This window comes from Streptomyces sp. NPDC059743 (assembly GCF_042732975.1).
GTDB lineage: Bacteria > Actinomycetota > Actinomycetes > Streptomycetales > Streptomycetaceae > Streptomyces.
Genome location: NZ_JBHWGS010000018.1, coordinates 181365 through 194145 on the forward strand (window position 1 = coordinate 181365; position 12781 = coordinate 194145).

Consider the following 12781-nt stretch of genomic DNA (forward strand, 5'->3'; position numbering starts at 1 on the left):
CTCGGAACGAGACCTTAACCCGCCATCTGGTGCAAATGGAACGCGTTTGAGCTGCAGTGCATGCTCGTTGATCCGGGACAACGCCGGCAGCGGGAGCCAGCGCTGCTCCGCCGCGCGAGAGCAGTCTTCTGATATGTGCGATAAGTGAGCTAAGTGCGCGGTACGTTGAGCACGTAGTTCCCGGACGCTGCTTCCCCCCGTGAGTGGCGTCCGGGAACGCCTGGCCGGGCGTCCGTATTCGAACGTAAGCACTCCGCTACCTCCTCGGAGTGACAGGCCCAGCGTGGCGCGGAGCGCGCGCCTGGCTCGCAGCTACAGTCGCTATCTGCGGCATCGGTCTGCTGCTCCTACCGCGAACCTTCGGCCCCCAAGAGGTTCCAGGCGGAGGCGAAGAAGCACGGTCTTCGACCAGTGCCACCCTGTAATCCACTGCCACCACGCAGTACCTCTTCCTCACGTTCCGCGGGCCGACGGGACCGAGTGAAAGGTGCTCCCGCCGATGTCGGTGACCCAGATCAGCCGTCGTGCCCGTACGTACGCCCTCTACACCGGGGCGCCCCGCCAGCTCGCCTGTGAAGTCGTTGCGGCCCTGCCCCCAGGGGCGCCGCTCATCCCCGCGCCGGCCGAACAGGCCCAGCTGCTCCTTGAGTCCGAGATCTTCTACTGGCTCCTCAACAGCATGCGGGACTACTTCGAGTACCCGTTCGGCATCCGGTACGTCCAGCCGACCCCGGACGGACTGCGCCTGCATCTGGAGAGCCCCGCGAGCCTCGACCGTCTCCTGGCCGGGCTCCTGCCCTGTCGCGTGTCGTTCGACCACCGCGAAGACGACGAGATCTACGGCCTGTACGGGGTGCGCATCTGCGCCCGTACCGAGACCGGCATCGAGCTGCGGCGCCTCGGACAACCGACCAGCCTGAAGCTGACCGGCCTCCCTCGCCGCGTCTTCGACAAGGCCGAAGCAGCGCTCGCGCAGCAGGTCGAGGAGAACGGCGCCGAGGCATGCTGGCGCACCCAGAACGCGTGGACCGACTACGAGATGCGGTGGGACGCTGAGCGCCAGCCGCTCATCTACGAGCCGACCTGGCGCAACGCCGCGTGGCTCCCCAGCGGGCTGCTGCGCCGACTCGGCCTCTTGCACACTGTCGCGATCCCCCAGGTCGTCACCGGCCACGAGTCGCGGCTGGGGGAGTGGTGGATCCTGGAACTGGACCACTTCCCCGACACCGGCCTGCGCCGGGCGGAACTCGTCAACGCGCTGACCGACCCAGAACACGGCCTGCCCCTGGAACTTCGCGGACACCGCGACCTGACGCCCGGCGAGAGCCTCGGCCTGGTGCTCCTCAAATCCGCGGACCAGAGCGCGGCACTCCAACTGCGTTACGACCGGGCGGACTACCCGGTCAAGGACCGCGCTGCGATGTTCGCCGCGATCCGCCGGCGCATCAGCCAGCTGACGGGTGAAGAGCAGCTCCCGCCGATGCCGGCCGGCCAGGCCACCGGGTGACACCGGATGAAGAGACGGCCCCTGCTGGCGGCCGGCCCCGGCTCAGACCGGGCCGCCAGCGGTACGGGGAGTGCGGAGACCCTTCGTCGAGACCGGCGAGCAGCAGCAGCCGCTCTCGCGGACCGATAGCGTTGCCCGCGTGACCGACCGGAACTCCGAACTCTCCCCGCCCCGGCCAGACGCGCGAGTGATCGGCCCGCGGGCGGCCGGCGACCAGACGGACAGCGCGGAGGACCGTCTACTGCGTGACCTTCGAACCGCCGCAGGACGCCCGTCCGGTCGACCGCCTCTGTTTCCCCTCGGCGGCCTGGGTACGTACGAGGGCGAGTTCGTCGTCGATCTCGCTGTCCCGATGTGCGGGCGGGATGTCCGCGACGCCCGCACGGTCTTGAAGCGGGCCGACCCGTGGGGCGTCGGCGTCCGCGAGCTGATGAGCTCCCTCAATCTCGCCGAGAGCGACACCGCCGACTATCTGGGCCGACTTGTGAGCGCCGGGTTGCTCAGCGGCCCGCACGGCGAGGACGAACCAGCTCAGGAGTGGGAGCACCACGACTACCGGCTCTGGAAGCCGACCCTCACCGGCAAAGTCCTCGCCCGCGCCTCGGGCCGCAGGCCCTCCAGCCGGCGACGCGCCGAATCCCTGGCGGCCGCGGTGGTCACTGCGGCCGAGCAGATCAACGCCAGCCCGGACGACGCCCTGTACTGGGTCGGGGAGATCCGCGCGCTGGGAGGGCTCGCGGAGCCAGCCGACGGTCCGCTGCTCCACGTCGACCTCGCCGTGACGCTGCGCCCGCGTCTGGCCGACCCGGTGGAGCAGGCCAAGGCAGAACGGCGTATGCAGGACGCGGCCCGGGACCGTGGCGAGCGCGGCCTGGTCCGGGACATGATCGGCTACGGGCACTGGAAGACCCGCCTCAAGCTCGCCGGCCACAGCAAGATCGTCCGACTGTTCAAGGCCGAAGAGGACGTCCGTGGGCGAGTGCTCTTCCGCGAGCCGCGCGACCTCACCCTGGACATCGAGCCGACCGCACCCTACGCCCGGCCGGCCGACCCCGGCCCGTTGTCGCACTGCTCGTGGTGCCGGCAGCCGGGGCCGGCCGAGCGCGTCGCCGCGCCCGGCCGCGAGTACAGCACCTCACCGATCGGCCTGTGCCAGGACTGCCTGGTCCTGGGCGGCGCCGCGACGTCCTCGGCGTACGACTTCGACGGCGGCCGCGGCACCGCCCGCCGGATCGTCGCCACCCTGACCGAACAGCCGCGCCACGCCGACGGATGCGCCCTGTGCGGCAGAACGGCCTCCACGCCGCTCGCCTGGTGGCCCGACCGGCACGGCAACGCCGCCGCCGACGAGCCGGCCGGCGTCCGGGCGCGTCTGTGCCAGATCTGCCCCGGCCTGCTTCACCTTCACGACGCTCCGACCCGGGAGCGCTGGTGGCGATCGCGCTTCGGTGCCGCCTGCACGGCCGGCATGCACGCAACCCTGCGGCAGGAAGCCGGCCTGCCCGAGCCCGAGGCCCGAACGGCCAAGCAACCGCGACCCGGCCGACTCACCCAGGCCCACCAGGAGATCCTGACCGAGATCCGGCGCTCGGGCGTCATGACCACCGTCGACTTCTCACGCGACGCCCACCGGGCCGGCAGCGACCCGCACCGTCGCTGGTCCTGGTGGGAGACCCGCATCGGACACCTCCTGGACCACGAACTCGTCGCGCTCGTCACCAACGACCGCGACACGCACCCGCAGACCGCTGTCCGGATCCTGGCCGACGACGAACGCGACCTGACCCGCAGGGTCTTCGCACTCCACATCCCCGGACCGGTGTGGGACGGCAGCCGGGTCACCGAGCCCGAGCCGCCGACGGGATGGACTGATCTCTACACCCAGCTGACGGTCCTGCGCCGGGAACGCGACGAGGAGGCACACCGCGTGCGGGCCCTGGCCCGGCCCGCCGACCTCCTCACGATGCCCTAGGACCTCCGTGGCGCCCACTGGCGGCCGCTGCCGTCAAAGGGAAGGTCACCCGAAGGGATTGCCGTGAGATGACGCTGTCCCATGCCCCCTGCGGTTGCCGTACCGTCTCCGGATCGCCCCTTCGTAGGGTGGAGGCGGTGAGCCGGCACGGGGAGAGGACGGCGCTGCGGTGATCGAGGACGGGTGGGAGGCGCGGGCGGCATGCCGGACCAGCGATCCGGATGAACTGTTCGTGGACGGCGCGGCCCAGAACCGGGCGAAATCCATATGCACCGGCTGCCATGTACGCACCGAGTGTCTCGCGTACGCCTTGGACAACCGTATCGAGCACGGCGTGTGGGGCGGGATGACGGACCGGGAGCGGCGCGCCCTGCTGCGCCGACGGCCGACCGTGACCTCCTGGCGCCAGTTGCTTGAGGCGGCCCGCACCGAGCACGCCCGGCTGGCGCGCTCAGGCGAAGGGGGACGGTGGGAAGTTGCCGGCTGATGGCGGCCCGGGGCTTTTGCGCGGGCTCATCCGGACTCGGAGACGATTGCTCGTCAGCTTTCCGCGTCGATGGGCAGCGACACCACAATGCCGAGGCTGAGCGACGGGACGCTGTGACCCGTTTTCGGCACCTGCCGGTGCCACCGCTGGCCGGTCTGCCCCGTGCCGACTCCTGCTTCGTCAAAGTCTTCCGGTTCGGCCCACTTCACGACGTCACCCGGAAACCGCTCCTCCGCGCGCTTGTCGCACCATTCCTGGGCGGCCTCGACGCTGCTGAACAGGGCGCGGCCCACACCGGGGAACGTGGCCAGGAAGAAGGTCGTCGGATCGCTCATGGCACCTGAGCGTAGTGGCGGCGACGAGATGGAGGCCCGGTCCTTCGCAGGTGACCGTGGATGCGTGGTCGGCTCCGGCGCAAGCCGGGACTGGCCCGTCTCCGAGGACCTCCGGAGCCGATCAGCGCACGCCTACAGGAGTTCCACCTCGGCGTCGACGTAGCCGAATTGCTGGGCCATGTGCACCAGCGCCTGCCGCATCAGGCTCTGTCGTTCCCCGCGGCCCATGGTGGGCGCGGTGGTGATCGTGACGGCCATCTTCGACCGCCCGCCGTCGGTGCTGGCGCCCAGCGGTTCCAGATCGACGAGTTCGTCCAAGGCTGGCAGGACGTTGTTCTCGGCGGGCTGTTCGCACGTCATCCGCAGCTCGGTTGTGGGCGGCGCGGCCCACCGTAGTGCTGCCGGGTCTCCGACCACGTCGGGCAGCAGTTCGGCGGCCGTCTCCCACGCGCCCAGCAAGAGGGCCTGAACCTCGTCGAAGCTGAGCTGGGTGCCCCAGTCGATGTCCAGGGCGCTTGCCCACGCCGCGGGGTTCTCGATCATGACGTCCGCGCAGGCGACCACGGTGGAGTCCGTCGTCGTGGGCAAGGCGAGCGTCGCGGCGGCCCTCAAGGCCGGGGCGCCGTCCGGGGCGCTGACCGTGCACGTGTAGCTGACGGAGCGGGCCGTATTACTGAACCGTCCTCGGCTCCACTCGGCCGCGGGGAGTTCCGCTCCCCGGCGCCTGGACAGCGTGGTCACCGCACCGGCCAGCGCACTGTACGGGAGCTGCTGTTCGAGCTGCTGGCGCCGCGGCCTGCTGATCTCCAACGTACCCGGGTCGGCCCAAGGCAGGTTCACCACAGCGCGCAAGCGAAGCGCCGGTGACTGGCCGGAGGTCCAGTTCTCGGCAGACCGCCCCTGGTTGAGGCTGAAGTGGGTAAGAGGTTCCCACCGCCACACACCGCGTCCCGAGCACGCCAGTCGGCCTGCGCCCCACGATCCGCCGTCGAGATCCACGCTTCGTTCATCGGCCCCGACCATCCATGATCCGTCTGTCCCCTCCGGCGGGACGGGATACCCCACGGCCGCGAGCGGGTCATGGCCGGGCGCGTGCCGACCGGCTTCGACGATCGCCTGCCAGACGGGCGCGGCGACCACGACCGGCGGCCGACCGGCCACCAGACACAGCACCCACCCCGGGCCGCTGTCGCGCTCGTGGTGCAAATCCTGAAGAGCGGTCGACCCGTGCGCCCAGGCCTCCCCGGCCGGCTCTCCCAACCCGGCGTAAGCCAAACGACGGTATGCCTCCTGCATCTCCCGCTCGCGGTCCGGGAGCCCCTGGCCGACTCGCAACCCTCCCCCCGGCCCGCTGTCGGAAACAGCCTGCCGAACGAGGTCGGCCAGAGCCTCGGCGGTCGGCATACCGGACGCCCGGACACCCGCAGAGAGCAGCGCCCCGATCTCGGCACGCGGTAGCCAGTACGTCTGGTCGCCGTCCCGCACCGGCACGGCGACGGTGTCCGTCCGCTGAGCGCCGGGCTTCCCGGTCGGCGCCGCCACGACGAAAAGCGTGGCCGCCGGCTGCGCCGGAACGTCGATGAACAGCACGCGCTCCTTGCCGCCGGACCAGCCGATGCGTACGCCGCGGGGTGCGGGGGTGATCCGGGCGCGGATCACCTTGCGGACCTGGTCGACGTTCACTGCATCCGGGGCGAGGCCGGTGACGCGGTCGAGGACTTCCTCGTCGTTGTCCATGCGGGTGGCGATGCCGATCACGATGACACCACCCCCTCCGTTGGCGAAGGCGGCGACGTCTTTGGCGAGTTCCTCGGGCGCGCGGGGGTCCACGTCGAGCTGGTACGCGGCGGCCTTCGCGTCGAGCCACTGCGTCTCGCGCAGTTCGAGCAGGGAGCCCGGCTCATGGGCGTCCAGCGCGGCCAACACGCTTTTCAGATCTTTCAGCACCCCGGCAGTATCCACCGGCCCGCCGTCCGCCCGCCGCTGCGTTTCACAAGTTCACCAGCGCAGGGGCGACCGCTCCCGTCCGCGATCGCGGGCCGGCTCGCTGGCACCTCTGGAGTGTGCAGGCCGGGCTTGCCCCCTGTGATGCCAACCCTGGCGCAACGACGGGCCGTTCGGCAGATGCATGCCCCCGACTGCTGCACGCCTTCGTATCGAACGCCACGGCGAACTCCGCGGGGAACACCTTTCGACATGATGCGCATGGAATGGGACATGATCGTTCACTTTCGGGAGATGGCCTTGCGCCGCCGTGCGGTAGCCCGCCACGATGGGTGCCTTACCGCGCCCACGGTGCGCGTTCCCGCCGGTCATCCCCACCGTTGACCGTCCGGGTGAACTGCAGCCCACGCTCGAACCGGCACGACCAGCATGATCGACATGATGACGGCGTCCTGACCTGATGGCTTGGCGTCGCACTGAGGTGGGGCGGTGCGCCACGCGAAGCCCGGTTCAAGGAGCCCCCGTGTCCACCACCACCCCTTCCGCCGAGCCCCGGCGCCGCGTCCAGCGCACTCAGCCGACCCGGCTCGCACGCCTCCTGGACGCCGAGACGCAGATCGGCTACCAGAAAGCGCTCCAGGAGGTCACCAGTGCCGGCGAGGCCGGCCGGCTTCCCGACCGTCTCGACCACCACGGCCTCGATCTGGCCCTGCGCATCCTGATGCAGCAGGACTACGCGATGTGGAGCCCCCTCGCGGTCGGCCACCCGTGGCCCGACGTCTACCACCCCCTGACGCACGCCCTGCCCGGCGCCCGGAGCAAGCAGGCCCGGGACGCCGCGGAGAAGGCGCACCGCGCCGGGGCCGGCGAAGCGGCCCAGGACGGCGACTTCCACCCCGACGAGGTCCTCCACGCCTACGACGAAGAGGACGACGACGGCGAGGACGAGGACGGCTTCGGCACGGAGCCCGAGGCCAATCAGGACGGCCAAGAGGAGCCGGACGGTGAAGACCTCGGCATCGCCCCGGGGCCGCAGAAGGACGCCGAGATCGCCGCGCGGTGGTGGCTGGAGCAACTGGCCGAGGACGGCGTCCTGCCCCGCTACCGGATGCCGGACCCCTACCCCGGCCGTGCCGAACTGCCCCTCGACGACGCGCTGGACACCATGCGGGCCACCGGCGACGTGGACGGCTACGAGGACGAGCTGCGCCGCATCGTCGTCGCCGAGCCCCGCGACGTCGACGCCTACGCCCACCTCGGCAGCCTGGCCCTGCAGCGTCACGACGGCGACTTCGGTGACCTCATCTCCTGGGTCGGCCCCACCGCCGCCGAGCGCCGCCGGTACCTGAAGGAGGCGCTGGCCTGGTACGAGGCCGCCGTCGCCGTCGGCGAAGCCTCTCTCCCGATGGTCTTTCACGGCCGGCTGCCCTGGTCCGAGATGAGCAATCGCCCCTTCCTGCGTGCCGTCCAGGGCCTGGCTCTGACCCTGTGGCGGCTGGGCCGGTTCAACTCCGCCGAGCGGGTCCTGGTGACCCTGCTCTACCTCAATCCGAACGACAACCAGGGCGCGCGCGAGATCCTGGACGACGTCCGGGCGCACCGCCGCTGGCACCCGGGCATCACCGAGACCGACGACCAGCGCATCCGCAACGACGTCCTGATCGTCGCCCGCCGCCCGGTCCACACCCGCCCCGGCAGCATCCGCACCCTGCTCACCGGCACCGTGCCGCCCACGCCCGAGACGGTCGCCGACGTCGTCCGCCGCGCCGCCGCGCAGGCCCTGGGCGCCACCTGGGACGGCCGGTCCTCCCACATCGTCATCGGCCACCCGCGCACCGGGATCAAGGTGACGATCGTGGCCCGGCACCAGCGCGGCCACAGCCTCACCCCGGACGAGTACTGGTGGGACGCCCACCACGCCGACGCCGAGATGGACGGCCCCGTCCTGTTCACCCTGGTCGCCGACCGCGGGTACATCGCCCTCGCCCAGCTCCTGCGCGCCGACCAACTGGCCGCCTACCGCGCCGCCGACCTCCCGCGCCGCGAGCTCACCGCCTTCACCACCACCTTCATCCACGGCGACACCCACTACGGCACCGACATCACCCGCATGATCAACAACGCCCTCGACGACCTCCCGGCACAGCCCGGCTCCTGGCAGTGACCGCCCGCTCCGGCCCGGTGCCCTACCGGGCCGGAACCGGCGGTGCCGCGATCCCGCCCGCGAGGCCGCCCGGCACTGCCATCCTGGGGCGATGGAACCCGTCGAAGCTGCCCTCGCCCGCCGGTGGCCCGTCGTCCTGCGCGCCGAGCGCGTCGCCCTGCGCCCGGTTACGCACCAGGACGCTCCGTTCGTCCGGGCCGTGCTGAGCGACCCCGAGGTCCGGGCCCTCCTGGGCGGACCGGTGAGCGAGGCGCGCATCGAGGCCCGGCAACGCGAGTACCCGACCACCCCCGGCGTGTGGGCGGTCGCTCCCGCTGCGGGCGGCGAGGCGATCGGCCTGGTCAGCATCACCGCCGACAGCCGGTCCGCGGGCAGGGCCGAGATCTCGTACCAACTGCTCTCCTCGGCCTGGGGCCGGGGGCTGGGGCGTGAGGCCGTCGGCGCGGCCGTCGACTGGTGGGCCGCCGAGGTGCCGGACGGCGGGCCGCTCGTCGCGGTCACCCAGGAGCGCAACGCTGCCTCGCGGCGCCTGCTGGAGTCGCTGGGCATGACTGTGCTCGACACCCTCCTCGAGTACGGCGAACGGCAGTGCCTCTACACCCCGGGCAGCGAGGACACCGCCCTGCGCTGGGCCCGCCTGTTCCAGGCGTGCACCGATGAAGTGGAACGTCGGCGTGGGGCCGAAGCGCGGGCGACCGCCGCCGGCCGTGCACTGCCGGAGGCTCTCTCCGCCCTCACCCCGAAGCAGATGGCCCGGCTGTGCCCGGTCCGTCACGGTGCCTACGGCCGTATCTGCGCGCGACCGACAGACCACGCTCCGGACCTCCACCTGGGCCGGGCGCCCGACGGAGCTTGGATCGCCTGGCTGACGAGCTGTGAAGCGGTGAAAGCCGACCTGCCCAACGGCACTCCAGGAACTGCGAGCCGCACTCAGAACTGACCGGCATGCGTCGGACTGCTGGAGTGCGTGAGCTGTGTTGTCGGCAGAGCTCCCCCGTGGGCGGGATGCCCCCGAGCCAGCTGCGGCAGCCAGCCGTACGCTTCTGGTTGGCGGCGGCGGGACCAGCCCGGCCGCCGGGGAAGACACCAACGTCCCAGGGTCGAGCAGGGTCGGGGGCTGACCGGGTCAAGCCGCGCCGGAGCCGGGCCACCTCGTGCGACTCCACCCGGCAACGCCCCCGCCGCCCCGCTCGACTTGCGCCCACCGAAAGCGAGTTGCTGCGCCGTACTGTGCACAGCCCAGGTAGTGACACCGGCGCCCAGGTCGCCCGGCTAGTGACGGGCTTCGGCAAACCGCCGTGCCCCTGCGCCGTTCAGCGTGCAGAAGATCAAAGAGGGCGGGATGCACAGCGATGTGCGGAGGCCGCCGTACGGCTTCCGCACATCGCTCTTTGTGAATGAGGGCCGAATTCGGAAGGCTCTCCTTGTGGCGCATTGGATCCTGCCGGGATCGCTCGGATAGTGGGAGACAGGCGGGTTTCTACAGGGGCTCCGCCGCCTGACGGTCTGAACTCCACGAGATCACAGGAGCGGCTGACTTCCCGGTGAAATGGAACATCCAGGGTCCGTAGGGAAGACGCCCGCAGCATCCGGCCAGACCACCTGCCAGTACGGCGGGCAGGATTCATCACCGAAAATCGCACGGTGCAATGAGAAATCCTTCAAGGACTCCACACGCCGCATCCGCACCTGGAATCCGTCAGCCAGCACACCGTCCAGCGAGACATCTGCCGCGGGCCCAGCCGAGTCCTTGAACCTGTCAACTAGATTGTGAAGCACGCTGTTGGCCACTTCATGTCCCAGGCCAGTCATCACAAGGTCGTAGCCATGAGACTGGTGGAGTCCAATCGTGTACGAGTACGGAGCGCTGTGCCCGTCGCTCACTACCGGCTGCACGATGTACCCATGCTCGCCAATCATGCGAGCGGCCCGGTACAAATAATCCGTCATGAAGTCAAACTGGTCAGAAGCCACGGAACTTTCCTCTTGCTTATCGACTCACGATATTGGCGCGGAAGACTGCCTGACTTTCCACCTCTTCGTGGTAAACAGACAGGTGATCGTGATCCCAGAACATTGTGAACTCTTCTGGGATCACGGAGAGTTGCCGAAGTTCAGGGACTGTCTGCAATGCGTCAGAGAAAGCGCGGAGAAGTTTTTGCCGCGCAGACTCTCCAGGAAGGTCCGAGACAGTCATGGTCGACCACGCTCTCCCAAGGGGACGCGTACGGATTTCTGACATCGTCGATTTCTCCGTGCAGAGGCGTATGGCGGGCGTGCCCACCTACTCGGCCGCGAACTGCACCGAGTAGGTCCCACGTCCATCAGCAGGCCACAGGCCGCCAGACTCGATGGAGAGCTGCACGTGGAAGAGAGGGCAATGGACGTCCGCCGGATAGACGTCGGCAGGCACCTCAGACGGCACCGTGATCAGAAGAAGCTCGCCGCACACGGCGCAGTCGGTGGAAGCATGCCGCAGCTCGCCGGCCGTCCATCGAGGGTGCCGACGCTTCCAGGAGTGCCCGCAGCCCGTCGTGAACCGTGTGCCGATCGTGGTTCTCCGCATCCTGCTACCTCCAGTGGCCTGGGTGGCGGTCCGTCTGCATGGCGTTGGGTGGGGGTCCGGCCCGGGGTGGGGGGTGCCCCGGGCCGGGGTCGGTGGGGTGGGGGTGTGGGGGGTGGCCCGGTCCCCGGGTTCCCCGGGTGGAGGGGGTGTGGGGGGCCGGGGCCGGGCCGTGGTGGGCGCGGGCGGCCCCTGGGGGGTTGGGGGCCGCCCGGCCCTGGTTCGGGTGCTTACGCGGCCTTGTAGCCGTTCAGCTTCTCCGTCAGCTCCGCCCGCGCGAGCTGGAGCGCCTTGATCTGCGAGTCGATCTTGTCGATCTCCGGCTGGATCGCCTCGGCCCGCTGGCCGTTGAGGAAGGCCGCGTACTGCGCCTCCCGCTTGGCCGTGGCCTTGTCGGCGCGGTACTCCGTGACCAGGGCGGTCACGAGGTCGCGGACCTTCTCGAACGTGGCGGTGCTCACGCGCCCGGAGGGGGAGTTGGTCGGGAAGTGCGCGCCGATCACGGTCCGGTGGAACGTGATCTTCGGGTTGGGGTCGCTCTTCTCGTCCTCCGGGTTGACGTCCAGGTCGGCCGGGTTGACGAGCTGGTGACCGACCACGTAGATCAGGTCGCCGTCGCCCAGCATGGGCACCTCCACCCGCTCGTGACGGTCGGTGCTGCCCTTGCCGAACTGGATGTTCAGCAGACCCGGGACGGCCGGGTTCAGGTTGTAGTCCGGGTGGACCACGATCGAACCGATCGGCATCGCGCCCTCCTGGAACACCCGGGAGAGGTCGTAGACCGCCTCGCCGTTCTCGCCGGTCTCGACGGAGTACGAGTAGGTGGAACCGGCCTGGGTGGTGAAGGACTTGGTACCGGACATGAAGATCCCCTCCAGAGGGTCAGTGGTGAGTCGGTTTCTCGGCCGGTTCTTCGTTCCCCCGACCTCGTGATAACTACAGTACACGGGTTCATCGAGTTATGCAACACACGAACGGGACGCCCCTACAACGCTTCACCGAACCAGGCCCCTACTAGGAACTTCACCCACCCAACACCCCCACCCCGACCCGCCACCCGCCCGCCCCCGACTGACCACCACCCGCCCCGGGGCCGACCGGCACCCGCCCCCGATACCCACCCCCCGACCCCCGCCACCGAACCAGGAACGCGAATCTAACGCCACCGGGAAAGCCGCCCCGCCACCCCGGGCGCGAATCTAACGCCCCACCCCCGCACCCCCATTGGAGCGGCCCGGATCTAACGCCACCGGAAACCGGCGAATCTAACGCCCCGCCAACTCGGGCGCGCGAATCTAACGCCACCTCCGGAAAGCCCAGAAAGGCCCCTCACGCCCCCGCCCGGTTACCGCCCTCCCTCACCTTCCCTCCGCCGCCCCGGACGCTGTAGGCTCCCACCAGAGCAGCACAGAGGGGCGCACGACACCGGCCCGGGGCCACCCCGGGCGACCGGCCCCGATGCCCCGTCAATTCCCGTTGCATAACTTGAAAAAGGCGGCCCCCGCCCCCTATACTGGTTCCACACAGCAGGACACGCGGACCCGGACGAGAAACACCCCGGGAACCCGGAGAAAAACCGCAGAGAAACCCACCGAAAGGCCAGCACGAAAACCGGGGGACACCCCCACCACCTTGCCAGCCAATCGGTAACCGCAACACCCGCAAACAGAAAGCCCGATAACCACCGCAACCACCCACCGCCCCCCGGCCCGCTCCGCGGGCCGGCTCCTCGGCCGGCCCCCGGCCGGCCGGTCAGCGCTCCGCGCTGACGGTCTGTCAGAGGGCGCCCCGCGCCCTCTGTACCCGCTC

Annotated in this window: 9 protein-coding genes; 5 read left to right on the forward strand and 4 right to left on the reverse strand. The window is 70.2% G+C overall.

Going from position 1 to position 12781, the window contains the following annotated elements; genetic code table 11:
• Positions 1-499 precede the first annotated feature (499 nt).
• The 3 genes from ACFV6H_RS29655 (at position 500) to ACFV6H_RS29665 (ending at position 3966) form a co-directional block, all read left to right on the forward strand.
• Positions 500-1507 carry a hypothetical protein gene (locus ACFV6H_RS29655; RefSeq protein WP_385548227.1) on the forward strand — a complete coding sequence of 336 codons (1008 nt, stop codon included), beginning with the start codon at positions 500-502 and terminating at the stop codon, positions 1505-1507.
• Between the two features lie 139 nt (positions 1508-1646).
• The gene (locus ACFV6H_RS29660) at positions 1647-3479 is read left to right on the forward strand and encodes a hypothetical protein (RefSeq protein WP_385548230.1); all 1833 of its coding nucleotides are present in this window, start codon (positions 1647-1649) and stop codon (positions 3477-3479) included.
• 169 nt (positions 3480-3648) lie between these two features.
• Positions 3649-3966 (forward strand): WhiB family transcriptional regulator, encoded by a 318-nt coding sequence (locus ACFV6H_RS29665; RefSeq protein ID WP_385548233.1) that lies wholly within the window; start codon positions 3649-3651, stop codon positions 3964-3966.
• Positions 3967-4019: 53 nt separating this feature from the next.
• Here ACFV6H_RS29665 and ACFV6H_RS29670 read toward each other — a convergent pair whose 3' ends face one another.
• Entirely contained in the window at positions 4020-4301 is a 282-nt protein-coding gene (locus ACFV6H_RS29670; protein ID WP_385548236.1) for a hypothetical protein, read from the reverse strand.
• Positions 4302-4433: 132 nt separating this feature from the next.
• Positions 4434-6248: an RNA-binding domain-containing protein gene (locus ACFV6H_RS29675; RefSeq protein WP_385548239.1), complete on the reverse strand. Its 1815-nt coding sequence runs from the start codon at positions 6246-6248 to the stop codon at positions 4434-4436.
• A gap of 520 nt (positions 6249-6768) precedes the next feature.
• Here ACFV6H_RS29675 and ACFV6H_RS29680 point away from each other — a divergent pair.
• Complete coding sequence (locus tag ACFV6H_RS29680) at positions 6769-8409, forward strand: hypothetical protein (RefSeq protein WP_385548242.1); 1641 nt, start codon at positions 6769-6771, stop codon at positions 8407-8409.
• 91 nt (positions 8410-8500) lie between these two features.
• Positions 8501-9349, forward strand: a complete 849-nt coding sequence (locus ACFV6H_RS29685; protein WP_385548245.1) for a GNAT family N-acetyltransferase — start codon at positions 8501-8503, stop codon at positions 9347-9349.
• Positions 9350-9930: 581 nt separating this feature from the next.
• On the opposite strand, the gene ACFV6H_RS29690 is transcribed toward ACFV6H_RS29685, so the two are convergent.
• Both ACFV6H_RS29690 and ACFV6H_RS29695 read right to left on the reverse strand, forming a co-directional pair.
• Entirely contained in the window at positions 9931-10383 is a 453-nt protein-coding gene (locus ACFV6H_RS29690; RefSeq protein ID WP_385548248.1) for a DUF4262 domain-containing protein, read from the reverse strand.
• 819 nt (positions 10384-11202) lie between these two features.
• Positions 11203-11835, reverse strand: coding sequence for a hypothetical protein (locus tag ACFV6H_RS29695; protein ID WP_385548251.1), 633 nt, complete (start codon positions 11833-11835; stop codon positions 11203-11205).
• Positions 11836-12781 lie beyond the last annotated feature (946 nt).

What these genes read in the sequence shown, in the direction of transcription:
- ACFV6H_RS29655 (WP_385548227.1), top strand. Translation starts at nt 500, where the DNA reads ATGTCGGTGACCCAGATCAGCCGTCGTGCCCGTACGTACGCCCTCTAC.
- ACFV6H_RS29670 (WP_385548236.1), bottom strand. Translation starts at nt 4,301, where the DNA reads ATGAGCGATCCGACGACCTTCTTCCTGGCCACGTTCCCCGGTGTGGGC.
- ACFV6H_RS29685 (WP_385548245.1), top strand. Translation starts at nt 8,501, where the DNA reads ATGGAACCCGTCGAAGCTGCCCTCGCCCGCCGGTGGCCCGTCGTCCTG.
- ACFV6H_RS29695 (WP_385548251.1), bottom strand. Translation starts at nt 11,835, where the DNA reads ATGTCCGGTACCAAGTCCTTCACCACCCAGGCCGGTTCCACCTACTCG.